The organism is Marinobacter sp. OP 3.4, assembly GCF_036224885.1.
Lineage (GTDB): Bacteria > Pseudomonadota > Gammaproteobacteria > Pseudomonadales > Oleiphilaceae > Marinobacter.
This window is the reverse complement of sequence record NZ_JAVVLT010000124.1, coordinates 1-23,420: the sequence shown is the minus strand read 5'-3', so window position 1 is coordinate 23,420 and position 23,420 is coordinate 1. Positions and strand designations below refer to the sequence as shown.

Annotated in this window: 26 protein-coding genes and 2 pseudogenes; 20 read left to right on the top strand and 8 right to left on the bottom strand. The window is 55.4% G+C overall.

Translation table 11 applies throughout. The features are described from left to right. Positions 1-22 precede the first annotated feature (22 nt). Genes RO069_RS21815 through RO069_RS21790 form a run of 6 tightly spaced genes read right to left on the bottom strand, consistent with a single transcriptional unit; the run spans position 23 to position 2,895 of the window. Positions 23-334: a nucleotidyltransferase family protein gene (locus tag RO069_RS21815; protein WP_143066663.1), complete on the bottom strand. Its 312-nt coding sequence runs from the start codon at positions 332-334 to the stop codon at positions 23-25. Between the two features lie 9 nt (positions 335-343). Continuing rightward, on the bottom strand, positions 344-583 hold the full coding sequence (locus RO069_RS21810) for a hypothetical protein (protein WP_091855201.1): 240 nt from the start codon (positions 581-583) through the stop codon (positions 344-346). Then, on the bottom strand, positions 580-1,236 hold the full coding sequence (locus RO069_RS21805; RefSeq protein WP_091855200.1) for a metallophosphatase domain-containing protein: 657 nt from the start codon (positions 1,234-1,236) through the stop codon (positions 580-582). The genes RO069_RS21810 and RO069_RS21805 overlap by 4 nt, the downstream gene beginning before the upstream one ends. Further along, a complete protein-coding gene (locus RO069_RS21800) occupies positions 1,236-1,859 on the bottom strand; it encodes a 3'-5' exonuclease (protein WP_091855199.1) in 624 nt (207 codons plus the stop codon). Before RO069_RS21800 ends, RO069_RS21805 begins: the two co-directional genes overlap by 1 nt. Further along, positions 1,856-2,551: a metallophosphoesterase gene (locus tag RO069_RS21795; protein ID WP_091855198.1), complete on the bottom strand. Its 696-nt coding sequence runs from the start codon at positions 2,549-2,551 to the stop codon at positions 1,856-1,858. The genes RO069_RS21800 and RO069_RS21795 overlap by 4 nt, the downstream gene beginning before the upstream one ends. Next, a complete protein-coding gene (locus RO069_RS21790; protein ID WP_091855197.1) occupies positions 2,548-2,895 on the bottom strand; it encodes a hypothetical protein in 348 nt (115 codons plus the stop codon). The genes RO069_RS21795 and RO069_RS21790 overlap by 4 nt, the downstream gene beginning before the upstream one ends. Positions 2,896-3,162: 267 nt before the next feature. Between RO069_RS21790 and RO069_RS21785 the strand changes: the two genes are divergently transcribed. From RO069_RS21785 to RO069_RS21740, 10 genes and pseudogenes are all read left to right on the top strand, one after another. Beyond that, positions 3,163-3,555 (top strand): hypothetical protein, encoded by a 393-nt coding sequence (locus tag RO069_RS21785; RefSeq protein WP_143066662.1) that lies wholly within the window; start codon positions 3,163-3,165, stop codon positions 3,553-3,555. Between the two features lie 106 nt (positions 3,556-3,661). After that, positions 3,662-3,964 (top strand): helix-turn-helix domain-containing protein, encoded by a 303-nt coding sequence (locus RO069_RS21780; protein ID WP_091855195.1) that lies wholly within the window; start codon positions 3,662-3,664, stop codon positions 3,962-3,964. Between the two features lie 100 nt (positions 3,965-4,064). Continuing rightward, on the top strand, positions 4,065-4,859 hold the full coding sequence (locus RO069_RS21775) for a metallophosphoesterase family protein (RefSeq protein ID WP_091855194.1): 795 nt from the start codon (positions 4,065-4,067) through the stop codon (positions 4,857-4,859). Continuing rightward, entirely contained in the window at positions 4,847-6,199 is a 1,353-nt protein-coding gene (locus RO069_RS21770) for a type II toxin-antitoxin system HipA family toxin (RefSeq protein ID WP_091855193.1), read from the top strand. The genes RO069_RS21775 and RO069_RS21770 overlap by 13 nt, the downstream gene beginning before the upstream one ends. 8 nt (positions 6,200-6,207) lie before the next feature. Beyond that, positions 6,208-6,918 carry a hypothetical protein gene (locus RO069_RS21765; protein ID WP_091855192.1) on the top strand — a complete coding sequence of 237 codons (711 nt, stop codon included), beginning with the start codon at positions 6,208-6,210 and terminating at the stop codon, positions 6,916-6,918. A gap of 131 nt (positions 6,919-7,049) precedes the next feature. Continuing rightward, positions 7,050-7,364: a DUF2384 domain-containing protein gene (locus tag RO069_RS21760; protein ID WP_143066661.1), complete on the top strand. Its 315-nt coding sequence runs from the start codon at positions 7,050-7,052 to the stop codon at positions 7,362-7,364. Between the two features lie 458 nt (positions 7,365-7,822). Then, complete coding sequence (locus RO069_RS21755; RefSeq protein ID WP_218144846.1) at positions 7,823-8,179, top strand: MbcA/ParS/Xre antitoxin family protein; 357 nt, start codon at positions 7,823-7,825, stop codon at positions 8,177-8,179. Between the two features lie 562 nt (positions 8,180-8,741). Beyond that, positions 8,742-9,095, top strand: coding sequence for a hypothetical protein (locus RO069_RS21750; RefSeq protein WP_328190356.1), 354 nt, complete (start codon positions 8,742-8,744; stop codon positions 9,093-9,095). Between the two features lie 160 nt (positions 9,096-9,255). Next, positions 9,256-10,827: pseudogene (locus RO069_RS21745) on the top strand (transposase). 237 nt (positions 10,828-11,064) lie between these two features. Continuing rightward, positions 11,065-12,762, top strand: a complete 1,698-nt coding sequence (locus RO069_RS21740; protein WP_328190355.1) for an ATP-dependent nuclease — start codon at positions 11,065-11,067, stop codon at positions 12,760-12,762. 68 nt (positions 12,763-12,830) lie between these two features. Here the strand turns inward: RO069_RS21740 and RO069_RS21735 are convergent, their stop codons facing one another. Continuing rightward, positions 12,831-14,228, bottom strand: coding sequence for a DEAD/DEAH box helicase (locus tag RO069_RS21735; RefSeq protein WP_328190353.1), 1,398 nt, complete (start codon positions 14,226-14,228; stop codon positions 12,831-12,833). Then, positions 14,225-14,776, bottom strand: coding sequence for a hypothetical protein (locus tag RO069_RS21730; RefSeq protein ID WP_091855154.1), 552 nt, complete (start codon positions 14,774-14,776; stop codon positions 14,225-14,227). Before RO069_RS21730 ends, RO069_RS21735 begins: the two co-directional genes overlap by 4 nt. A gap of 114 nt (positions 14,777-14,890) precedes the next feature. On the opposite strand from RO069_RS21730, the gene RO069_RS21725 reads away from it, so the two are divergent. The 10 genes and pseudogenes from RO069_RS21725 (at position 14,891) to RO069_RS21680 (ending at position 23,363) form a co-directional block, all read left to right on the top strand. Next, entirely contained in the window at positions 14,891-15,133 is a 243-nt protein-coding gene (locus RO069_RS21725) for a helix-turn-helix domain-containing protein (protein ID WP_091855155.1), read from the top strand. Between the two features lie 152 nt (positions 15,134-15,285). Then, a pseudogene (locus RO069_RS21720) lies at positions 15,286-16,062 on the top strand (radical SAM protein); the annotation flags it as partial. Between the two features lie 73 nt (positions 16,063-16,135). Further along, the gene (locus RO069_RS21715) at positions 16,136-16,426 is read left to right on the top strand and encodes a nucleotidyltransferase family protein (protein WP_328190351.1); all 291 of its coding nucleotides are present in this window, start codon (positions 16,136-16,138) and stop codon (positions 16,424-16,426) included. Next, positions 16,419-16,769: a HepT-like ribonuclease domain-containing protein gene (locus tag RO069_RS21710; protein ID WP_328190350.1), complete on the top strand. Its 351-nt coding sequence runs from the start codon at positions 16,419-16,421 to the stop codon at positions 16,767-16,769. Before RO069_RS21715 ends, RO069_RS21710 begins: the two co-directional genes overlap by 8 nt. Before the next feature lie 147 nt (positions 16,770-16,916). After that, complete coding sequence (locus RO069_RS21705) at positions 16,917-17,135, top strand: hypothetical protein (protein ID WP_328190348.1); 219 nt, start codon at positions 16,917-16,919, stop codon at positions 17,133-17,135. Between the two features lie 7 nt (positions 17,136-17,142). After that, positions 17,143-17,925, top strand: a complete 783-nt coding sequence (locus tag RO069_RS21700; protein WP_328190347.1) for a hypothetical protein — start codon at positions 17,143-17,145, stop codon at positions 17,923-17,925. Between the two features lie 123 nt (positions 17,926-18,048). Further along, complete coding sequence (gene betI, locus RO069_RS21695) at positions 18,049-18,657, top strand: transcriptional regulator BetI (protein ID WP_328190345.1); 609 nt, start codon at positions 18,049-18,051, stop codon at positions 18,655-18,657. A 14-nt stretch (positions 18,658-18,671) separates the two neighbouring features. Next, positions 18,672-20,144, top strand: a complete 1,473-nt coding sequence (gene betB / locus RO069_RS21690; protein ID WP_328190343.1) for a betaine-aldehyde dehydrogenase — start codon at positions 18,672-18,674, stop codon at positions 20,142-20,144. 134 nt (positions 20,145-20,278) lie between these two features. Then, positions 20,279-21,955, top strand: coding sequence for a choline dehydrogenase (gene betA, locus RO069_RS21685; RefSeq protein WP_328190341.1), 1,677 nt, complete (start codon positions 20,279-20,281; stop codon positions 21,953-21,955). A 190-nt stretch (positions 21,956-22,145) separates the two neighbouring features. Beyond that, positions 22,146-23,363 carry a BCCT family transporter gene (locus RO069_RS21680; protein ID WP_328190339.1) on the top strand — a complete coding sequence of 406 codons (1,218 nt, stop codon included), beginning with the start codon at positions 22,146-22,148 and terminating at the stop codon, positions 23,361-23,363. Positions 23,364-23,420 lie beyond the last annotated feature (57 nt).

The following is a 23,420-nucleotide window of genomic DNA, read 5'->3' as shown; positions in this document are numbered from 1 at the left end:
CTGGTGATGAACATTACTAAGATCAGGATGGATTAGAAAGTTGGGTGCAGGTCAGACCTAGTAGCATCACAGCAACGTCGACGTCGCTCTCACAATGATAATCTCCTCGAGCCCGGTTGCCGAACAGAACCAGTTGGATAACAGCATAGTTGTCCGCGAGTCTCTCGCGGAACTGGAGGATTACGTCGCCGATATCAACTTGGCCGTCCATAATCGTTTGCTCGAGGCCAACAGAGGGCGCCTGGTCCCACTCTTTCAGTTCGTCTGGGATGGGCGCGGCTGAATCACATTGAGCCATCAAATCTGTCAGGTTGTATCGGTTCCTTTGTGACACCGGCTCCTCCTATCGCAGCGGTCCACGACGACCCAGAATCACGGCGGCCTGCATGATGCCGGTGGCTGGCTGCTCGAAACGCTCAGACGGTTGATACTGACCGTCCCACGGCTGGGCATGACGATAGCGCACCACGTCTTGCCCTTTCAGCTCTACGATCTCGTCAAATCCGTTCTCATACCCCTCCACCAGAACGGGTGTGTCCGGAGGCAAAACTCTCAATCGGGCGATCAGTTCGTCAGCGGTCATCGACAATCTCCTGTCTTGCTCGGATCGAACACAATGAGTGGATTGGTAGGCTCGTATCGGGCGGTGCAGGTGCTCGCGTTTATGAGTCGGGTCTGCGCGCGCCGATATTGGCCGTAGCCCTCGTGAATGTGACCGAATACGTGGGCCTGAAGGTTGGGGAGTTGTTCCAGACGCTGTTCGAGGTCAACGCAGCCGACCCCCCTGGTGCGAAAATCCACCGCTACCTGGTCACCAATGCCTCTTGGTGGACCATGGGTTATCAACACGTCGGTATTTTTCGGAATCAGCTGCCATTTTTCACGCAATGCCTGGCCCCGCTCGAGCATAAACGCCCAGTTCAGGAACTGCGGCGTCCAGGGGGAGCCCCAAAACCGCAGCCCATCAAGTTCGACCCCACTGTCTTCCAGGTATATGGCATGGGTTAACGTCTCTCGGGCCAACTCTGGTGCTTCCTGAAAGACCCAGTCGTGATTACCGGCAATAACGATCTTGTGCCGGTGGGGTAACGTTCCAAGCCAATCGTTCAGGTCGGCCAGATTTTCCAGCGTACCCTGGCCCAGGCTGTCACCGGCGTGGATCAGTACGTCGCCATCCGGAACCGCCGGGATTCGTCGGTGTAAGCCGTGGGTGTCCGAAATACACACGAGCCTCATTACGATCTCTCCTGAGGACTCGGATGGGTGAGCAATGGATCCTGGAGCGACCAATCCATATACGGGAGCAGGCGAACCATATTTCTTGCATCGTCCACGCCGCGGTGATGGTGCCCTTCGAATTCAAGATGATGGTAGGCGAGCGCGTGAGCGAGACCGTTTTTTCGTTTCTGTCCGGTCGTGCGACGCCAGATCCGCTTGAGGTTGAGATGGGGCGACAACATGAAGTCAGGGGCCACGTTATGCTTCGTGCTATCGGCCAGGATATGAAGCCGATCGTAGTTTCCCCAGCTGCACCAGATAAACGATTGCGCTCGCTCTCCCAGCCAGTTATCCAGTTGCCCAACAACCTCCGGGAATGTTGGAGCGTCGTCGACCATGGATTGCTCAATGCCGGTCAGTGCCGTGCAGAATTGGCTAAGCCGGGGTGACCAGGTTGGCCTGACCAGAAACGACCTGCTGTCCAAGAGTTCTCCATGCCGAGTGGCCAGCGCGCACCCAAACTCAATGATCTCCATATTGGTAACGCTCTGGGGTTCACCATTCGGAGCTCGCCGGTTCTCCCAACAGGTAGCCTCCAGATCCACCACGAGGAGTGGAGCATCAGGAAAATGTTCTGTCATGACGATTCTCGCCTCGCAAGTGTAACGAGCTCCTGCACCGGTAACAGCGTGGGCTCACCCGATGTCTCAAGCGTGTCGATCCAGAGCTGGTTTCCTCGTTGAACGATGTCTTGAGTACCGATGTGCCCGGAAACGACGGCGCTCACACCCGCGATCGACTGCCCGGGACCGGTGGCCCGGTTCCACGGCCAGGTGCAGTCGATGGCGATTTGGTCGGTGTATTCAATAGTCGCCAGCTCACACCAGTCATCGACCGGCGACTGGGCGTGCACAAGGCCCAGTGGACCTTCCGCGGTCTCGATCGTCATGGTTAGCGGTAGATGGTTCGCGCACTTCGTCGTCAGATTGCGATACTGGCCGAAACTCAACTCATCGACCCATTCACCGCCGATGCGCCGATGCTCTTCCCGGTACCCCGGCCGGATGGCACCACCGATAAACATCAGTTCGTGATTGCCCATCACCGAGAAAACGTTGTCGGTCTGCAGGGCCCAGTTGAGTATGTCAGCTGATTGCGGTCCCCGGTCAATCAGGTCGCCCAACAGAAATAGACGGTCCGTTTCCAGATCGATGTCCTTTTCTCCAAGGATTGCCATCAAAAGGTTCCAATGGCCATGCAGGTCGCCACAGACCCAGTCCCGGCCATACCGGTTCCTCTCGAAATGCTGATGGACAATCAGATTCCGTCTCATGAAGGAGGCTGCTCGTCATCTGGGCTTGGGTCGCGATGAGGTCGGTTTCGGTTGTGCGCATCATCCGGAACGCTTTTTGATGCTTCGCCAAGTAGCCGCTCCCCCATGTCAATGAATGCGGTCATGGCCTCGCTCATCGTCTGATAGGGCTCCTTCCCGGACTGTTGCTGCCGATGAACAATCGCTAGCCGCATTAGCCCCTCGTAGCTAAGCGGATCCAGCACGACGCCAAGAAGATCCTCCCCATCATTGACCCCAATTGGAGCGGCTTGGAGGCAGGCCGCAGCGTGGGTACGCAATGTGTCTATTGTGACAAAACCGTTGACAAACGAATGGTTCGACATTTTTACATCCCTGCTTGGGTGTTTCATTTTATTAAGCTACTCTGTCTTGAAACTGAATGCAAAAGCTCAACGGTAGTAAACGATACAATTTGTATCATTGGACGAGGGCAGTAGTTCGAGGGTGGAGGGCGTGAAGTGATTAAAAAAATCAGTGAAAACAGTATTCTGGAGAGTCTGGATGCTTACGCCGCCCACGCCGATGTACTCTCAGATGGGCCCTTGAGTAATATTTTTGCGTACCGAGCATTTGACCTGAGGGATCGGTTCTTGGCGCCTTTTCCGGACTTCCGCAGTGCCCTCGAGGCACTCCAGAGCGATACCAGCTATTTGCCAGAGATGTCCGGTGAGATCGTGGCCTACTGCCGGGATGGTCGCTGGTTCGAGATCCCCACGCGGTTCTATATTCGTCGGCCACCGCGGTTTGCTGACCGTGAAGCTGCCGAGCGATGGGTACGGGAACGTCAGCAGGCCATCGAGCAGGGTAAACCCGGCGCCAAGCTGATGGGGTATGTCGTGGCGCGACCGGGGGATCCCATCGAAAAGCAGATCGACGATGCGCTCGCTTTTCGTGACTGCCGCCTAGTCGGACCAGAGGAGAACGATGAGCTCTGTGAGCGGGTAGCTCGCTGGCTAGCTGACCAGGTAAATACCGATTACTGAGTATTCACTATATCCAGTAGGTCTATGGTGTCTGAGCACCAGTCTTGCCCTGGGTCGGGAATCTTGCGGCCCCCTCTTCAGAAAACAGTTAAATGGATGGCGATGAATGGCGAATCTAAAAACTCTGAAAACAAAGGCCTTAAAGGACCCGGCGGTACGTTCTGAGTATGACCGATTGACCACCGAATTCGATCTGACGGACCTCTTAATCACCTTAAGAACCCGCGCAGGTCTAACTCAAGAAGACTTGGCAAAAGGTCTAAAAACCGACAAGAGCGGCATTTCTGCCATTGAGCGAGGTCGGGGAAGCTGGCGCATGATGCAAAACTATGCAGGGGCATGTGGTTATCGCTTAATGATCGATGCCATCGATCTTACTGCTACGCGAGCTTCAGAAACAGGTAGATGATGTATCAGTCGGGAGCGCGAGTAGGGTTATGGTCCCCCAAGAGAACCGATAACGTTTTCGAGCGTGTTGAGCTCTAATCATTTAAACGTGTGGTGTATGCATGCTGAAGGTCATTGAAGTTGAGCAGCAGCCATTTCACACCGTGCCCCATCGAACCAGCGGCCCCTCAGGGAAACCGCTGCGTAAGCATCTGCCCTTTCATCGGGCCTGGGCCACTGGGTTGCCCGATGGCGTAGAGGCGCTGATTTTTGTCTCCGACCTGCAGGGGCGTGAAGACGGCGGCGCCAACCGTCTGATGGGGGTGCCTGTAGCGGAAGCGTTGGTGGCATTAGTGGCGGAAGGTACGATTCCGCGGCCGCAAGCGGCGTTTCTGTGTGGCGATCTTTACGATTATCCAGACTGCCACAAACGCGGTGGAACCGGCCCGGTGGATGAGGTTTACGAGGCATTCGCTCAGCTGGCGCCACAGGTCCTCGCCGTGCATGGCAATCACGATGAGTTGGCGGAACCGAAGGCGCTGCCAAAGTCGGTTCAAATTCTCGATGGTCAGGTTCGCAACGCAGCCGGACTGCGGGTCGGTGGCGTCAGCGGCATCATCGGGAATCCCGGGCGTCACCAGCGGCGGGATGAGGAAGCGTTCCTGACGGTCATGGAGTCGGTCACCGCCCTGCGACCGCACATGATCCTTTTGCATCAGGGGCCGGAGGACGTTGAGCGTCGCCGCCGTGGCGATCCCGGCGTAACGCTTTCACTAGAGACAGGGTATACCGGTCTGACTGTGTTCGGACACTCCCATTGGGACTGGCCATGGCTGATAACCCTGGGCGAGGGGCAGGCTCTCAACGTCGATGGGAGGGTCTTGATTTTACAAAGGAGTGACGAATGGGCAGTGTGACACTGGAACGGTGGAGCTCGGCAGGCTGGGGGGAGCTGGCCAATATTTCCCTCTTTGAACCGAAACATGGCTTACACAGCCCCATGCGCCTAGACTATGACACCGGAGTAATTCTGCTTGGCTCCGAGATTTTGCCGGAGTCAGCAGACTTTGATGAAGACAATGATGTCCCGATCTTCAGTCTGCCCTTCGTGCAGTGGCCAAGCCCGGCTATTCCCGGGGATGTATTCCGGACCTACGAAGGAGAGCCTGTTGCTGCCCTGCTCAGAGACCTGATTCCCAGCGGCTGGGCTCGCCGGCGCTTACTGGGGAAGATGGGTCACCGACGCCAGGATGGTCCTCACTTTGATCTGGCGTTGTTGCAGCATGGGACCTGTTCGCCAATCGGTAACCTGCGAATCAACCACCCTGATTCGGAGCGAGCGACGCAGTTCGCACCAACCCCCCTTGATCTCGACAATCCCTCAGAATGGCGCTCGCCCTTGGTGTCGTCGGAGTATGAGCGGGGTGAGGATCGTGCACGTCCCCTTTGGGCCGGACTGGGTGCCGGCGGCGAAAGCCCCAAGCTATTGGTCAACCGGTGCGGCAATGGCCAGTATTACCTTGATGGCAACGAAACGCATGCCTATCCAATCACTGACTACTGGCTGGTGAAATGGCCCCGGGAGCCGGTCACTCGCAACCGGGTCGACATCCTATATGCGGAATATCTGTACCTGCAGGCACTGCAGACCCTCGGCTTCGATGCGCCCGAGGTCCAGTGGCGTGAGGATGCCCTATGGATTCGACGCTTCGACCGGGGACCTGGAGGGGAACGCTATCCGGTGGAGTCGTTGTATAATGTGATGGGTCGTATCGGCAACGGTGCTCGTCTGAGCCATATCGATGTGTTGTACACGATCCTGCCCTTGGCCAGTGATTCGGACGAGATGCTGATCGAATACCTGATCCGCGATCACCTTAACCGCCTGCTGGGCAACTGTGACAATCACGGGCGCAACACCGCCTTCCATCGCACCGAACGGGGCATCCATCTCACCCCGCTGTACGATGTCGCCCCCATGGTTATGGACGAAGACGGTATCGCCTGGGCCACGACCTGGCCGCGCGACTGGCTGAATCAGGGGCACCCGGACTGGATTGCCATCGTCCAACGATTCGCCCATGACCCCGAGCGGGTCTTTGATGGGTTGCAATCGCGCTGTGTGGCCCTTACTGATCTGGAACAAACCGCACAGTGGCAGGTGTTGCCCGAATCTGTCAGAAAGCACACCAGGGTTATGCCAATCGGTGTGCCCATCGACTTGTATACTTGCATACATAACCAGAAGAGAGCCTGACGCCATCTATGGCCATACATTTTTATGACGAGGGTGAGCTGTCGTCCGGATTCTATGGTTGGCGGGTTGCCGCAATGATTCGTGGAAAACGCTATCAGAAATATCTGAGTCTGCGCCGACCCAGTGACAACGTTCCCCAGGAGCTTTGGCACCGGTACCAGAAAACCCGCGCCGAATACTACGATGCCCGATGGTCGATGCGCGCCGCCGCTGTGAAGTACCTGGACTTCATCCGCACAGAGCATGCTCGGAGCAAGCCCTATCGGGGCGTGGGTTTTCAGGGCATCACCCTGGGCATTGGCACCATTGGCGGTGGCCAGACCGAACAGTGTTATTTTCAAATCAATGCGCCTGGCAACCCGGTGCGAATTGCGATCACGGAACATCAGTCCCTGTCACAGGCGTGGGACAAGGCACTGTCGCTGTGGGGCGAAGCGTTCCAGATTCGACACAAGGACATCGAAACCAGACGTCAGAACCCGCCCACTCCGGAGCAGTTCAAACAGCTGCGAAAGCATTTGAATGACGAGCAAAAAGCCAGCCTGGGCGTAGGGGTACTGCATCATGTATACGCCGAACAGCGGGCCGAACTTGAGCGCAACAAATCCCGCTCCCGTCTCAAGGACCAGCCTGTGGAACAGGATGAACTGCTGGATATCCATTCCCGGCTTGAACGGGAGATCAGTGAGCATATGGAGAAGTCCGGGGCCCGGGCCTGAACCACGGGAGTACCACTAACCTTGGCGCTGCCCCAAACCGGAGTGAGAGCGTTATGCGGAGTGACCGTGACAAAGAACTCAGTGTATCGGAGCAGGAAGCGCGTGTCGGGCTGATAGGATTCCGGTACATCATGGAGCAGTGGCAATGCACGGTCGAAGAGCAGCAGCAACTGCTATCACTGGACGCGGACACCTTTCAGGTTCTTCAGTCGCAAGCTTCTCCGAAGATGCCGGATGATGTTCTGATGCGTATCAGCTACCTGATGGGCATATATCGGGCGTTGAACACCTTGTATCCCACGGAAGAACGAGCTGCGGGGCGCATTCGTCTTCCGACGACAGACGAGCCATTTTGTGGACGGTCGGCGCTGAACTTCATGCTCACCCATTCCCTCGAGGGAATGGCCTTGACACGCCGGTATTTAGACTGGATAGCCCAAGCATAATGTCCTACAAGGGTAAGCAGGTTCGCTGTTCAACAAGTATGCGGCGTGGTGTTTTCTGGCTGTCCGGTTCCATGCCGCTTGAGGCTCCGTGTCCCGGTGGCCGGAATCACCGGGACAGAAAATAGTACGTTTAGTCGGTTTCTGCTATTCCCCTGAAAAAGCCGGGCTAACGTTAACTCAACAGGACGGAGAAGTTTTATGTTTGTCGCTGGCTACTTGTTCAAGGAAACCCATAATGACGTTCACTACGTTCGGACAGAGCATGGCGGGACAGGCGACGGTTACCGCATGAATTTTACTACGGAGCCGACAGAAGCGCGGGGATTTCCGAACCATAACGATGCGATAGAGTGTGTGATGCAGTTAATGGCCGATTTCGAATGGGATCCAGATTATCGATGGACACCTGTCACAGTCGACATGACGAGTGGGAAAATGGTGAAAATAATGGACGCTCGATGGCACAACTGATGGTGATGACTCCCGAAACCCAAACTCTACCTACTGAATCGACTGAAACAGCTCTTCGAATCTTTCATCGCATAGCGCGCGCCTGGGGACTAGACGACTCAGAAGTATCGGAGCTTCTGGGTGCTCCTGGCAATACCGATGAGACCATATCAGAGTCGGCAATGGAGCGGGTTTCAGACGTTTTCGGGATCTACAAAAATCTGAGGATAATTTTTCCGACGGAACAGCAAGCGAACGAATGGGTGAAAAAACCAAACAAGGCTTTCGGCAATTGGACCGCGATAGAAGTCATGGTCGACGATCTGTCCACTGTTCGACGGTACCTAGATTCACAACTGGTCTGATCCAGGAGGCAAGAAGTGTTTTTGCTGTTTGGGTCCGCCTATCCAACACGAACTGCAGGCCACGAAGACGCCTTCGACCCAGGTTCTTCTGCCAGCAACTTGGAGGCGGGCAGTAGAAGCAGGCTGGGGTATTGGCGTCATTAGTTCACCGATAAGGGGAAAGGGGGGAAAGGTTTCGGGTGTCCCGTAATTCGAGCAAATTTCAGGTTCTCTCCGCTGAAGAATGCCATCAGGGCAGGCAGGACGATTGCACCCAATGGGAGCAAGTAATTCCTGGAAACCGAAAAAGCAGTCGCGGCGACCATGATCTGAGAAAACTCTCTTGGCGGGACTCTTTTTTCCTTATCAGAATATAATGAGATCGTCAAAAATCCGTGATAGTGATCTTGATGATCATTTTCCTACACCGATAAATGAGCCTATTCCGGTAATTCGTAGACCTGATGTGAATTTATACCTAATTTTGAGATACTCTCGGCAGAGATATGAGTCGCTGGAAAAACGGTCGCGGCGACCTATATAAAAATGTTAGGCAAAGAATGGAGCTCATAAGGAGGAACCAATGATCCGTATTCTAGTGCTGCTATGTGGGCTCTCTGCGATACCCTTGCCATCTTTCGCGCTGGATGCCAGGGGCGCTCAAATCGAGATGCTTCAGCGGGTTTCAGAAGTCGTTAATGAGCATGCTAACGGGCTAGGATTGGGTCAGGATGTAATAACCTATTGCCGTATTGAGCTGAGCCGTAAGACAGATCAATTTCCTCAAAACGGATCCATTCCGTTCGGTGTTAATTATAACCAGATTACAGACCAACAAACTCTTGATTTAGTAATCTCTAGTCGCGAATCTTACGAAAAGACGTTCATGTCACTTTGTCTGTCTCGGGCGAAGCGCGATCTTTCGGGTCATCAGTAGATGGCCTAAAAAGGCCAGGCACGGCGACGTCTACTATATTGCGGCTTCGCCTCCATTCCGTAGACGCGACGGGCATGCTGGCTGGCGTTGAGGCTGTAGAAAAACCCCGATATCCCCCTCGGTTTTGATAGGATCAGGCAAACGGACAAGGAGTGGTCATATGCCCCGCTTCAAGCATTACAACTACGACCAGGACGCCATGGTCGTGATCAACTACCAGGAACAGCTCCAGCCCGGCACCTTTGAACATGCGGTGCACTACCTGATTGAGCACAAGCTGGATCTGTCAGTTTTTCATCCCAAATATCGCAACGAAGACACCGGCCGGCTGGCCTACGATCCGGCCATCCTGCTGAAGATTATCCTGTTCGCCTACTCCAAGGGGATCACCTCCAGCCGCGAGATGCAGTGGTGCTGCGAGACCAACATCATCTTCAAGGCCCTGTCCTGCGACACCGTTCCGCACTTCACTACGTTGGCCAAGTTCGTTAGCAGTCACTCGGATGAGATCGAAGAGCTGTTCGAGCAGGTATTGTTGGTCTGCCACGACCAAGGCCTGCTGGGCAACGAGCTCTTCGCCATCGACGGCTGCAAGATGTCGTCGAATGCGGCCAAAGAATGGTCCGGCACCTTTAAGGAACTGGAAGAGAAACGCACCAAGCTGCGACGCCTGGTTCGTCATCATCTCAAGGCCCATTACGAGCGGGACGAGGCGGAAACCGAGGCCGAACTGGACCGGGATATCCGACGAGCGAAAACCATCCTGTCCCTGGATGAGGCCGCGAAGAAAGTCGACCGCTTCCTAAAGACGAACCGCCCAAGGATGGGCCGGGGGAAACGGAGCAAGGAAGTGAAGAGCAACATCACCGATAACGAAAGCGCCAAGATGACCACCAGCAAGGGCACGATCCAGGGCTATAACGGCGTGGCCACGGTGGACAGGAAACACCAGATCATTATCGATGCCCAGGCCTTTGGCGAAGGCCAGGAACACCACACCTTACAACCGGTACTGGAGAGCGTAGAAGCCCGCTTCAAGAAACTGGGTATCGCCGACAACATTTATCAGCAAGGTACCATCGTTACCGCTGATACCGGCTTCGCCAACGAAGCCAACATGAGGTACCTGCACGAACGGCAGATCAACGGCTACGTGCCGGACAACAAATTCCGCAGTCGCGACCCGAAGTTCCAGAACCAGAAAGACAAGTACGGCAAGCGTCATCAGAACTTGCCGGACACTGGCTGGAAGAAAATCATCCCAGCCAGTGAATTCCAGTTCGATCCGGTGAACCTGACGTGCATCTGCCCGGCAGGCAATGCCATCAGCTAGCAAGCCACACGCGAAGCCGAGAACGGCAAAGTGCGGGTGCATTTCGAAGGCCGTTTGTTGCAATGCCGACACTGCTCGAAGAAGCATCAGTGCATGCAGAACCCGGCGTCCGCCAATCATCGCAAAGGGTCCGGAAGGCAGGTCTCGTTCACCATCGAGAATAAGCGCCTGCCCAACTACACCGATTGGATGAAGCATCGGGTAGACAGCCCGCAGGGTAAAGAGATTTACAGCCACCGGATGTCGGTGGTGGAACCGGTGTTCGGCAACATCGGTACGAACAAGCGCCTGAATCGCTTCAGTCTGCGGAGCCGGAAAAAGGTGCAGGGCCAGTGGCAGCTATACTGCCTGGTGCACAATATTGAAAAGCTGGCGAATTACGGGCGGTTAGCGGCGTAATGCTGAGTGTGGAAGGCTAGGAGTGTGGCCGCTGAATGTCAGTAATACCGGTGCTGAGACCGTCAAAGGGCCGAAACTGACGGCTGAACATTGGTATCTCGATAATCAGCTAGCTGATGGCCGCTACAAAAATTTTAGGAAGCAGGCGTTGGGGACGGCTCGAAATCGAGTTTTTCTACAGCCTCGTTATGTGGCTCAGCGAGTCAATGCAACCTGAAAGTTAAGAAAGGGATAGTGATGACTGATTTAAGCGTAGTGTCAGAAAAAGAAGAATTGGAGCCCATTAAGCCCAAGGCGACATTAGCAGAAATCACTTTCTCAGGTGGAGATGAAGTTGAGCTTAGTGAAAACGAAAAGGTAATACTGGTAGGCCCGAATAATAGCGGAAAATCTCAATCGTTGAGAGAAATAGTACAAATCTGCCAATCTGGCAATACAGAGCAGTGTCTGGTAGTGAAGGATTTAAGGCTTAATAAAAATGGTAGCTCTAAAGAGCTTCTCGACTACCTTAATAAAAATGCGGATCTAATTAATGACCAATTCCAGATGTCCGACTACTTAATACACAAGTCACACGTTACCTTCTGGGATAACAGTCCGTACCTAATTAATGGTTTGCATGCTGGTAGTATAAAAAATATTGCTGCTAATGATCGACTAAATATTTGTAATCAGCAAAATAGTCTTTCGCCGGGTCAACATAAAACGAAGCCACAACATATTCTTTATGACGACGAAGAACTGATGAAGCGAGTCAGTGACCTATTTAAAAAGGCTTTCTCAAAAGACTTGATGTTTGATTTTCGTGGTGGTAGCAAGCTTCCAATCCACGTAGGGCAGATCCCGATGGGCGAAAACGTAGTGGATCGCGTAGGAAATGATTATGTTTCAAAAGTTCGTGAAAATCCCCTTTTAGATAAGCAAGGCGACGGCATTAAAAGTTATGCTGGAATTCTATTTGAGACAGTTGCTTCAGAGAGAGACATTACCCTTCTGGATGAGCCGGAAGCATTCTTGCATCCTCCTCAAATGAGAAGGCTGGGAGAGACATTATCATCTGAAGTTAAAGGTCAGTTAATTGTTGCAACACATAGTAGCGATATTCTCCGGGGGTTCTTAGAAGGGACCAAAGGTAGAGTTCGAATATTAAGAATTCAACGAGAAGGTGATGTTAATATTGTATACGAAGCTGCATCCGAGACCATAAAAGAGCTTTGGGAAAAGCCAGAGTTGAGATATTCAAATGCTCTGGAAGGTATATTTCATGAACAAACAATTATATGTGAAGATGATAGTGATTGTCGTCTAATTAATTCTGCTGCCGATTACATTAATAGCAACAACACAGCTCCTTTCAAAGATACCTCATACGTACCCACTGGCGGCAAACATGCAATACCTAAAGTAGCCGACGTTTTAAGAAAGATAGGTGTGCCAATAAAGGCCGTTTTCGATATAGATTTCTTATCGGAGCGAGATTTAGTCAAAAACACTGTTTCAGCGTTTGGCGGCAACTGGATTGAGGTCGAAGTTTTGTGGAGAAGGGTCGACTCTGCTGTAAGAGGTGGAATTAAACCAAAATCAGCTAAAACCATTAAGTCCGAAATAATCCAAGCGTTGCAGAATGCAGGCGAAGAAAAGTTACCGAAAGGTGATATAGCAGCACTCATGAAACAAGGTACTGCTTGGAACGAGGTTAAAAAATTTGGTGAAATCGCGATTCCTAATGGTCAGGCGCAAACGGACTACAAAGCGCTCAAGTCTGCTTTAGAGAATTTGGGTATATTTGTAATACCAGTGGGAGAAATAGAAAAATTCTGTCCGGAAATTGGATCACATGGGCCTAAGTTCGTTACCAAGCTGCTAACTGACATACCTTTGTCAGATTCACGTCTAGCCTGCTTAAGAGACTTCGTTGCGCATATACATAGATGAAAGATCACATAGTAAGAATGGCAGCGGACAAGCCGCTGAATGCTGGCCCTTGTTGATTAAGCCATGCGTCACTCCCTATCGAATAGGGACAAAACCTCACTCCAATACTGATTGCTTAAGCGCAAATCTATAGCATCCTTCGCTTCAGAATTTTGCGACGCCGCCATCCAAGAGGCGGTATTGTCAATACTAAGGCCATACGATAGTACTTGTTTGTGCTCCGGCAAAACCTCAGCCCTGTTTATTTCGTCTACACCATGCTTTTTTGATTTTGGTAAGAATGACACCACGTGGTGTCCTGGAAGATCATCACCAACTCGGTGCGCAAAGTCTGTTAAATTGGTTTCTGCTAGAACGTAAAGCCAACCACCGAAGTTAAAAGGCTCATCTGCTTGGCGCCTGAGAATTCTGCCAAGAACTTGCCGGAAATGGAGCTCTGTTCGTATCCTGCTGAGGTGGCAACACACTTGCAATCTGGGAATATCTGTTCCTTCACTGATCATTCCTACGGAAATAATCCACCTATCAGTCGAAAATTTGAAATCTGAGATAACCTTTTGGGCCTCGGGCGTGTTGTAAGTAACCACAACAGGCTTCTCTCCAAGTGCTGAAAGCCGAGTAGAGATCTGTTCTGCGTGCGCCACTGTAGCTGCTACAACGAGCCCTGCGGCCAAAGGAACCTGCTTCCGGATATCCGACAGTTTCGTTGATGCTTCCGAGAGTATATGGTCGATTATTTCGTCCCGGAATAGAAATTCAGGATACGTAACATAACCCTGTTTAATGGTTTCCTGGATACTGGTAAAGGTTTTTTTTAGGCCAAGGTCGAATGATCTCAGGCTGATTTCTCGATTGTCAGTGAGCACGATTCTTGGTTCACGGCACACACCCTCAGAAACTGCGCGCTGCAACCCGTACTCGTAATCACAGTGGAGCTCGCCGTCGGGCTGTATGTAGCGAGAGAGAACGATTGGATGATCATCTGTTCTCCATGGAGTACCTGATAGCGCTATCGTGAAAATGGCTTTCCCTTGAATTCTCTCGAGAATCGTTCGGCCCCAACTGTTGCCAATGACAAGATCCTCCCATCTTTGACCGGCGCAGTGATGGATTTCATCCAATACCACCAGCACTCTGTGTTCGCTCAACACCCGCCACAACTCTTTAGGCAGGGTGCTCATTGACTGGTAGGTGTAGGAGCCACCAGCAGCTCCAATTTGGCCGTTGAAGGTTCGCCCTAGGACTTGGCCAAATGTAAAAGCAACGCTTTGCGCGACTGTCCTTGACGGGGAAAAACACAAGACGAAGTCTATTTTCTTTCGTTCCAGAAGGGCCTTGGCCACAGAGGCCACCATAACCGTCTTGCCTGCTCCTGGCGTCGCGTGGCAGAGAAAATGTGTTTGATGCTCGAAAACTTGTAGAGCTTCGTCAACGCACTCGTTTTGCCAAACGCGCAACTGGGTCATGCGGAAGATCCAATCTTTGCGATTACCGATTCTACGGCTCGAAGATGGCCTAACAGTTTGGTGCTTCTCTCGCGAGATTCCAGGTACTGCGTCTTTACTGCGCTACGCAGTGCTGGGTACTTGTTGTAGAGTCGCTGGTATTCCTCTGCTTCACCGATGCTCGCAATCAGTTCAACTTTCCTGTTAGAGAGCTCTTCCTGCAATGAATGCCGGGTTTCCCTGTCCATCGTCGACTCTCCTTGCTTATCTTCCGTGAGATAGGGAGATGATCTCGCTACCAAGGCAGCGCCATCGTGTTCTAGTCGGTAGATGAACTTGCAACCCCGCCCTGTAGCCCCTTCGTAGCGCTCGATGAGATCCGCTGCTTCAAGCCGTAGAAGCTCCCTATAGATATGCTTGCGTAGTTGATTGGCGGACGGCCGTTGTCCATGAGGAATACGACTAAGATAGAGATCCCGGATCTCGGTGTTCGAGAAAGGAGTGCCAGCCTGATTTCGTAAAAGTTCAATCAAGATTTCATCGGCGTGCAGTTGCTGTTTTTCGCTCATATGGAGGTCCGATGGTCATTAGGTCGATCTGATCGATCCTGGAAAATGGGTAGTATATGCCGTGGCTCCTTATGCCTCAAGAAACCATAGTCTTGTCTTTTATGAGGGCAAGAAATGGGTTCAGTTGTTCGCGAAGCATTTGGTCGAAATCTTCGAGCGATTCGGAAATCGAAAGGGCTGTCTCAGGAGCGCCTTGCATATGAGGCAGGGATCGATAGGAGCTATGTAGGGAAAATCGAAAGAGGTGAGGTTAACGTAACGATCGAACGACTGTATCAACTCGCAGATTGTCTTCAGTGCTCCCCAAAAGAACTGTTGCTAGATTTGACGGAGCCCCCGGCAGATATCCGTTCCTGACACGGGCGTGGCTTCAACTTGTATTAGTTCCGCTGTCCTCTATGGATCTCGCTTTTAGTTTTAGTATAATAATTTAGTATATATACCAAAACCAGCTAACTGATGTGAAAAGGAAAAGTTAGTTTTGGTACGTTCAAAATAGAACTTGCCTTCAGATGTATACCGACCCCCAGAAGAAGTTCCGGGCCCGCCCCGAGGAGGAAGTACTGGAGGAGATCCGCAAATGCGGCGAGCGCATGATTGTCCAGAGGGTATTCCTTGCCGATGGTGATGCAATGATCCTGCCCACTCATCGCCTGCTGAAGATCCTGGAGGCGATCCGCGAACATCTGCCGGACGTTCATAGGGTTACCTCCTACTGCCTGCCCCGGAACCTGAAGCGAAAATCGGCGGCGGAACTGAAGGAACTGCACGATGCCGGGCTGCACATGCTCTATATCGGTGCGGAATCCGGCGATGACGAGGTGCTCCGTCGGGTCAACAAGGGCGAAAGCTATGAGTCCACCAAGGACGCCCTGCTGAAGATCGGCGAGGCCGGCATCAAACGCTCGGTGATGATCCTCAACGGCCTGGGCGGCAAGAGCCTGAGCGACCAGCACGCCCTCCATTCGGCCCAGTTGATGAACGACACCCAGCCGGAATTCCTGTCCACCCTGGTGGTCAGCTTCCCCCAGGGCATGGAGCGCTACCGGGAACAGTTCCCGGATTTTGAACCCCTGGACCAGCACGAGCTGTTCCAGGAGGCGGAAAAGCTGCTGGATACCCTGGAGCTGGAGCAGACCGTCTTCCGCAGCGACCACGCCTCCAACTACCTGGTGCTCAAGGGCACCCTGGGCCGTGACAAGGAACGAATGCTGGAGCAGGTACGCACTGCCATCAATACACCGGAACGCGCCCGCCTGCGGCCTGAATGGATGCGGGGGTTGTGACTGTCCTCGCCGGACAGCATGACAGGTACCTGATAGACTGAATCCATAGTGCTATTGCGACGGACACAGAGTCATGGATCGTCAGACGGTCATCGAACAACTGGATAGGCACAAGCCGGAACTCGCCAGTCGCTATGGCGTTACCCGGCTTGCGTTGTTTGGGTCCACGGCCCGCGATGTGGCCAGGGACGATAGTGACGTGGACATACTGGTGGCCTTCGACGGACCGGCAACCTCTCAGCGGTATTTCGGCGTCCAGTTCTATCTGGAGGACCTTCTGAACTGTTCCGTCGATCTGGTGACAGACAAGGCTCTGCGCCCGGAACTGCGCCCCTACGTGGAGCAGGATGCCATTCATGTCTGATTCGGGTACACAACGGGTGTGGCGTTTCTATATTACGGACATGATTGCCTTCGCCAACAAGTGCCTAACTTACACAGAAGGTCTGGACCAGCAGACTTTTGTCGAAAACGGCATGACCTATGATGCCACTCTCCGAAATCTGGAATTGATTGGCGAGGCCGCCACCCGTATTCCCAATGACATTCGTGACAAGCATCCAGACGTGCCCTGGCGCATGATTATTGCCACACGAAACCGGCTGATTCACGCTTACCTGGGCATCGATAATGATACCGTCTGGAGTATTCTTCAGGACGAGCTGCCAGAATTGATCCATCGCCTGGAAGAAATTATTCGCGAGTAAGATGCACGGGCTACGCTCAGCCCTGAGTGAGCCATCGCCACCCGATTCGGTCGAAAAATCACCAGTTGTGTTATAGAGTGCAGGTATCAACCTGTTTCAGTCAGCCCATACCGGGTCACGGACGAACTGCCGGGAGATCAGCGGAACATGAAGGTATTCAGACTGTTTTCCAACAATGAGGAATCGGCCTACCAGGCGCGCCTCCGCAAGGCTGTGGAGGAGCATGGGGACCATTTCCACATTGACGACAACGGTGCCGTCAGCGTTGATCTGAACAGCGAGAGCTTCTGCCGCTCACTGTACGCCGAGAACGCTGACGACCTTGGCGAACCGATGGAGGAGTCCCCCAAAGCCGTCGCGGAGTAGCGGCGCCGTGGGTTTCCTCTACATCTTCTTCATCCTGGTCTGCGGCTTTATTGTCGCCAACTACCACCTGCCCACCCGCTTCCGCCAGGGCCGTTCCACCGGTTGGGACTACTATTTCCGCATTGGCCTGCTGGGCTTCTGGTGCGTGGTCTTCGGTTTCCTCGTCACCATCCTGCTGGATACCCTGAATCTGCCCACCTACCTGTTCGATCTGGCTGGCTACCCCCTCTCGCAGGTGCAGCAGGCCTGGCTGAATTTTGGTCTGGAGGAAGTCACCTCCCACCAGCTTTCCGTGGCCGTCTTCGCATTGGTCGGTGCGGTGCTGTTCGCCTTCTACAGCCATATCCGGGCCCGCAACAAGGTATTCCGGGTATCGAGGCTGGCGTCCGAGTGCAGCGGCCACCACCTGGAGAAGCTGCTGCTGGATGCCACCATCTTCAACATGTCGGTGTCCGTCACCCTCAAGTCCCGCAAGTGGTACGCCGGCAAAGTGGTGGATTTCACCCCGGAAACCGGCGGCGTCCGCACCTTCGCGCTGCTGCCCATGAAAAGCGGCTATCGCCGGGAGTCCGACCTGCAACTGGTGGATACCCAGGACTACGAGGCCTATTACCGGTTCATGGGTATGAAAGGTGACCACACCGGCCGGCTGGACCTGGAACACTTCCGGGTAGTGATACCGGTAGAGCACATCAGCCATATCGCCATGTTCGATCAGGAAACCTACGAGATCTTCACCTTCACCCGACCGCCAGCCCCCTCAATGGGTGTCGCCGAGTCCCGCCTCTGAGCCTTGGGCCCCCTCCCCGGCCTGCCTGATCACTTTTTGCCCACAAACCTTGCAAGACCGTCATCCTTTCGGTAGCCTTTTGTTAATTGAACGTTCAATTAACAAAGATTGGCGAGGACAGTAATGCCCATTGTTGGCGTGAAAGACACAAGGAAACAGCAACTTATCGAGGCCACCATGGCCTCCATTGCCGAGTTGGGGATGCAGAACACCACCATTGTCAGCATCAGCAAACGGGCAGGCATGTCGTCGGGGATTATCAGTCACTACTTCGGCGGCAAGCAGGGGCTGATCGAAGCGGCCCTGCGTCACCTGCTGGAACAGCTGGGCCAGGAACTGCGGGAGCGCATGGCCCGCACCGACGGTTCTCCGGAGCAGCGCCTGGCCTGCATTGTCGAGTCGAATTTCTCCGAGTTCCAGCGCTCGGCCCTGGCCGCCAAGACCTGGCTCAGCTTCTGGGCCCGGTCCATGCACGAGCCTGGTCTCAAGCGCCTGCAGCAGATCAACAACGCGCGCCTGTACAGCAACCTGCGCTATTCCTTTGCCCAGGTGCTGCCAGCGCGGGAAGCCACCGAGGCATCCCGCCAGACCGCCGCGATGATCGACGGTTTCTGGCTGCGCAGTGCCCTGAGCCTGGACCCCGTGGAGAGCTTCGAGGCCGGCGAACGGCTGATTAAACAGTTTATCGAACAGACCCTGGCCGGCGCCGGGGCGATGCATTCATTGAATTGAGGTTACCGGTCACCATGTCCAACCAGCTTCCTGTCTACCAGAACTATGTCCACGGTCGTTTCCTGCCCAACACCAGCGGGGAAACCTTTCCGGTGGTGAATCCGGCCACCGGTAAAGTGATCTATGAGGTCGAGGTAGCGGACGAATCCATCCAGCGTGCCGCCATCGAAAGCGCGCGCTCCGGCTTCGCCGGCTGGTCCGCCATGCCTGCGGTTGAGCGCAGCCGCATCCTGTTGAAGGCCGTGGCCCTGCTGCGGGAGCGCAACGACGACCTGGCCCGCACCGAGGTACTGGATACCGGCAAGCCCTGGCAGGAAGCGGAAGCGGTGGACGTGGCCACCGGCGCCGATGCCATTGAGTTCTTCGCCGGCATCGTGCCCTCCATGGAAGGTAACCAGCAGGACCTTGGCGGCGATTTCTACTACACCCGCCGCGAGCCCCTGGGCATCTGTGCCGGTATCGGCGCCTGGAACTACCCCATCCAGATTGCCTGCTGGAAGTCCGCACCGGCCCTGGCCACCGGCAACGCCATGATCTTCAAACCGTCGGAGGAAACCCCAATGGGCGCCATGCGCCTGGCGGAGATCTTCACGGAAGCGGGCATGCCGGCCGGCGTGTTCAACGTGGTCCACGGTGCCGCCGAGGTGGGTCAGTGGCTGACCCATCACCCGGACATCGCCAAGGTGTCCTTTACCGGTGAGGTGGGGACCGGCAAGAAGGTGATGGCCGCTGCAGCAGCCACCACCCTCAAGGACGTCACCATGGAGCTGGGGGGCAAGTCGCCCCTGATCATCTTCGATGACGCCGACCTGGAGAACGCGGTATCCGCCGCCATGGTTGGCAACTTCTACACCCAGGGGGAGATCTGCACCAACGGCACCCGGGTGTTCGTCCATAAGGACATCTACCCGCGCTTCATGGACCGGCTGCTGGAACGCACCCGCAACAACATCGTGCCCGGTGATCCCATGGACCCGGCCACCAACTACGGTGCCCTGATCTCCGGGAAACACCAGGAACTGGTACTGGGCTACATCGCCAAGGGCCGGGAAGAAGGCGCCACGCTGGCCCACGGTGGCGAAGCATTCGAGCCGGAGGATTCCCGGGGTGGCTACTTCGTGCAGCCCACCATCTTCACCGACTGCACCGACGACATGACCATCGTCAGGGAAGAGATCTTCGGGCCGGTCATGTCCGTGCTGACCTTCTCCGACGAAGAGGAAGTGATCCGCCGGGCCAACGGTACCGACACCGGCCTGGCCGCCGGGGTGTTTACCAACAACATCCGCCGGGCCCACCGGGTGATCCACCGCATCCAGGCCGGTATCTGCTGGATCAACAGCTATGGCGCGTCACCGGCGGAAATGCCCGTGGGCGGCTACAAGCTTTCCGGCATCGGCCGTGAGAACGGGCGCGAAACCCTGGCCCACTACACCCAGCTAAAAGCAGTGTATGTGGGCATGGAAGATATCGACGCCCCCTTCTGAACCAGGGGCCCGCCCGTGATTGTTCCGGGCGGGATACCAGACTGTTTTTAGCAGGCCTGTTTCCGACAGCGCAGGCATTGCACCGTGCTGGACGGGCGCCTGTGTGCCACCACTCCGCGACGAGTGAGGATTGTATGAAAGAAAACCAGTTCGACTACATCATTGTGGGTGCGGGTTCCGCCGGCTGTGTGCTGGCGAACCGCCTCACAGAGGATGGCCAGCACAAGGTGCTGCTGCTGGAAACCGGCGGCAGCGACAAGAGCATCTTCATCCAGATGCCCACGGCCCTGTCCATTCCCATGAACACCAAAAAGTACGCCTGGCAGTTCGAGACCGAGCCCGAGCCGTATCTGGATAACCGCCGCATGCACTGCCCCCGGGGCAAGGTGCTGGGTGGCTCTTCGTCCATCAACGGCATGGTCTATGTGCGGGGCCACGCCCGGGACTTTGACGAGTGGGACGAGGCCGGCGCCGACGGCTGGCACTACCGTAACGTGTTGCCCTACTTCAGGAAGGCCGAAACCTGGGCCTTTGGCGGCGACGACTACCGGGGCGACACCGGCCCGTTGGGGGTCAACAACGGCAACAACATGCAGAACCCGCTTTATGGCGCGTTTATCCGCGCCGGCGTGGACGCGGGCTACCTGGAAACCGACGACTACAACGGCGCCCGCCAGGAAGGCTTCGGCGCCATGCACATGACCGTCAAGAACGGGCGCCGCTGGTCCACCGCCAACGCCTACCTGCGTCCCGCCATGGACCGCCCCAACCTGACCGTGGTCACCCACGCCCTGGTACATCGGGTACTGCTGGACGGCAAGACCGCCACCGGCGTGCGTTATCAACAGGGCGGCAAGGTGCATGATGTAAGAGCGAGTGAAGAGGTCATCCTGTCCGCCGGCTCCATCGGCTCCCCTCACCTGCTGCAACTGTCCGGTATTGGCAACCGCGAGGTGCTGGAGCAGGCCGGTATCGAGGTGAACCATGAACTGCCCGGGGTGGGCGAGAACCTGCAGGACCACCTGGAATTCTACTTCCAGTTCCGCTGCAAGCAGCCGGTGTCCCTCAACGGCAAGCTGGACTGGTGGAACAAGCTGAAGATCGGTATGCGCTGGATCCTGAAAAAGGACGGCCTGGGCGCCACCAACCACTTCGAGTCCTGCGGCTTCATCCGCTCCAAGGCCGGCGTGGAATGGCCGGATCTGCAGTACCACTTCCTGCCGGCAGCCATGCGCTACGACGGCAAGGAAGCCTTCGATGGCGACGGCTTCCAGCTCCACATCGGCCACAACAAGCCGAAAAGCCGGGGCTTTGTGCACGTGCAGTCGGCAGACCCGACACAGGCGCCCCGCATCCGCTTCAACTATCTGCAACATGAGGCGGACCGGGAAGGCTTCCGGGATTGCGTGAAGCTGACCCGGGAAATCATCAACCAGCCGGCCATGGATGAGTACCGGGGCGACGAAATCCAGCCCGGGGAACACATCCAGAGCGATGAGGACATTGATGCCTTCGTCCGCCAGGCGGTGGAAAGCGCCTATCACCCGTCCTGCACCTGCAAGATGGGCACCGACGGGCAGGCGGTGGTGGACCCCCACACACGGGTACATGGCATTGACCGGCTGCGGGTGGTGGACTCGTCCATCTTCCCCACCATACCCAACGGCAACCTGAACGCCCCCACCATCATGGTGGCGGAACGGGCCGCCGACCTGATCCGGGGCAGGGAGCCCCTGCAACCTTCGGATGCGCCCGTGGTCATGGACGATCAGTGGCAGGCGCGCCAACGATCGGGACAGGCCAGGCGGTAACGCCATCGCCTGACGATGCCGGGTAACACCGCCCGGCATCGCCCGGTCTTCAGGATTTCCCTATCAGCGCGACGACCCCGTCGTTTCTCGGGCGCCGGATAGGCAAGTCCTGGGTAGACAACTCGAATCAACAGAGGAGAACACCCATGACACTGACCATAATGAGACAGAACCACCGGAGGGCAGCCCAATGACACTCTGGTTATCCAGCGGCCTGCTCTTCGCCTTCGCCGCCATTGCGCTGATTATCTACAAGTGGTGGGACGTGCAATGCATCGGCGTCACGCCGGTGCGTACCTTCACCTTTATTGCCATCCTGTTCACCTCCGGCCTGGATGTGGGGCTGATCATGTTCCCCCTCACCGAGTTCGGCGGCTATGGTGATGTGGGCACCAACCCGGAATACGGCTTCGCCAATCCCCTGGCCATCGAGTTCGGATTCTGGGCCTTCCTGATCTGGGGCTTCTACTTCCTCACCTGCTTCTACTTCTGCATGATCGAACCACGGGTGAAGTTCTTCGAGATCCCCCTGGTGAAGGTCATCAACAACGTGGTGATCATCGGTACCTGCGCCTTCACCGCCTACCTGCTGCTGGTGAACCTGCCCTGGTACCTGCCGCAACTGGGTGACGGCGAAACCGTGGTGCCCACCTTCTACCTGATCGTGTTTGCGGCCATCGCCCTGGCGGTGTATTCCAGCAGCAAGATCAAGTACGTGCGTATCCTCAGCCTGGGCTCGAGCTGGCTGTTTATCGCGCTGATCGCCGTCATGTGGGGCCAGGCCTTCCTGGGCGGCCAGGGCAGCCCCTGGGATTTCTTCGTCACCGCCAGCCTGCTGGGCGAGTATTTCAGCAACATTCACCGCTTTGCCCTGCCGATTAACGACTACCACGAGTTCTACCTGTTCTGGTGGTTCTCCTGGAGCATCATGATCGGTCAGTTCACCGCCCGGTTCGTCAGCGGCATCCGTACCTGGCAGCTGTTCCTGGCGATGCTGTTCGTGCCCTCCATCGCCATCGGCACCTGGTTCACCGTGCTCTACCACTACCATGCCCAGGATCTGTCCATCGCCACCGTCATCAACCTGGCCATGATCACCGTGGGCATCCTGATGGTGATCAACTCCCTGGATTCCCTGATCCGGCTGTACACCGACAACCTGAACCTGACGGTGAAACGGTTCGGCCGGCTGCCCTATTTCTTCGGCAATCTGGTGGCCCTGGTGGGACTGACCCTGCTGTTCCAGCTGGACTTCCTGAGGATCCAGTGGGTGGGCGCACTGGTGATCGCCCTGTACTTCGGTTGCTTTGGCTACATCCTGTTGAAAAGGCGCGCGGAGGTGTTCGGCATCGACAGCGCACCCCGGGAGAACGTGCTGGACTTCCACCGGATAGAAACCGCCAACTGATCCGCCAGGCAGGGTGGAGCAGTCCATGGCTCTTGTCGACGGACCACCTCATCCGTG

Excerpts from the sequence above, each read along its gene's own strand:
- RO069_RS21730 (WP_091855154.1), bottom strand. The coding sequence starts at position 14,776 with ATGAGCGAAAAACAGCAACTGCACGCCGATGAAATCTTGATTGAACTT.
- RO069_RS21795 (WP_091855198.1), bottom strand. The coding sequence starts at position 2,551 with ATGAGACGGAATCTGATTGTCCATCAGCATTTCGAGAGGAACCGGTAT.
- RO069_RS21800 (WP_091855199.1), bottom strand. The coding sequence starts at position 1,859 with ATGACAGAACATTTTCCTGATGCTCCACTCCTCGTGGTGGATCTGGAG.
- RO069_RS21750 (WP_328190356.1), top strand. The coding sequence starts at position 8,742 with ATGATCCGTATTCTAGTGCTGCTATGTGGGCTCTCTGCGATACCCTTG.
- RO069_RS21765 (WP_091855192.1), top strand. The coding sequence starts at position 6,208 with ATGGCCATACATTTTTATGACGAGGGTGAGCTGTCGTCCGGATTCTAT.
- RO069_RS21775 (WP_091855194.1), top strand. The coding sequence starts at position 4,065 with ATGCTGAAGGTCATTGAAGTTGAGCAGCAGCCATTTCACACCGTGCCC.
- RO069_RS21740 (WP_328190355.1), top strand. The coding sequence starts at position 11,065 with ATGACTGATTTAAGCGTAGTGTCAGAAAAAGAAGAATTGGAGCCCATT.
- betB (WP_328190343.1), top strand. The coding sequence starts at position 18,672 with ATGTCCAACCAGCTTCCTGTCTACCAGAACTATGTCCACGGTCGTTTC.
- RO069_RS21805 (WP_091855200.1), bottom strand. The coding sequence starts at position 1,236 with ATGAGGCTCGTGTGTATTTCGGACACCCACGGCTTACACCGACGAATC.
- RO069_RS21715 (WP_328190351.1), top strand. The coding sequence starts at position 16,136 with ATGGATCGTCAGACGGTCATCGAACAACTGGATAGGCACAAGCCGGAA.
- RO069_RS21790 (WP_091855197.1), bottom strand. The coding sequence starts at position 2,895 with ATGTCGAACCATTCGTTTGTCAACGGTTTTGTCACAATAGACACATTG.
- betI (WP_328190345.1), top strand. The coding sequence starts at position 18,049 with ATGCCCATTGTTGGCGTGAAAGACACAAGGAAACAGCAACTTATCGAG.
- RO069_RS21710 (WP_328190350.1), top strand. The coding sequence starts at position 16,419 with ATGTCTGATTCGGGTACACAACGGGTGTGGCGTTTCTATATTACGGAC.
- RO069_RS21680 (WP_328190339.1), top strand. The coding sequence starts at position 22,146 with ATGACACTCTGGTTATCCAGCGGCCTGCTCTTCGCCTTCGCCGCCATT.
- RO069_RS21735 (WP_328190353.1), bottom strand. The coding sequence starts at position 14,228 with ATGACCCAGTTGCGCGTTTGGCAAAACGAGTGCGTTGACGAAGCTCTA.
- RO069_RS21755 (WP_218144846.1), top strand. The coding sequence starts at position 7,823 with ATGGCACAACTGATGGTGATGACTCCCGAAACCCAAACTCTACCTACT.
- RO069_RS21725 (WP_091855155.1), top strand. The coding sequence starts at position 14,891 with ATGGGTTCAGTTGTTCGCGAAGCATTTGGTCGAAATCTTCGAGCGATT.
- betA (WP_328190341.1), top strand. The coding sequence starts at position 20,279 with ATGAAAGAAAACCAGTTCGACTACATCATTGTGGGTGCGGGTTCCGCC.
- RO069_RS21760 (WP_143066661.1), top strand. The coding sequence starts at position 7,050 with ATGGAGCAGTGGCAATGCACGGTCGAAGAGCAGCAGCAACTGCTATCA.
- RO069_RS21705 (WP_328190348.1), top strand. The coding sequence starts at position 16,917 with ATGAAGGTATTCAGACTGTTTTCCAACAATGAGGAATCGGCCTACCAG.
- RO069_RS21780 (WP_091855195.1), top strand. The coding sequence starts at position 3,662 with ATGGCGAATCTAAAAACTCTGAAAACAAAGGCCTTAAAGGACCCGGCG.
- RO069_RS21770 (WP_091855193.1), top strand. The coding sequence starts at position 4,847 with ATGGGCAGTGTGACACTGGAACGGTGGAGCTCGGCAGGCTGGGGGGAG.
- RO069_RS21810 (WP_091855201.1), bottom strand. The coding sequence starts at position 583 with ATGACCGCTGACGAACTGATCGCCCGATTGAGAGTTTTGCCTCCGGAC.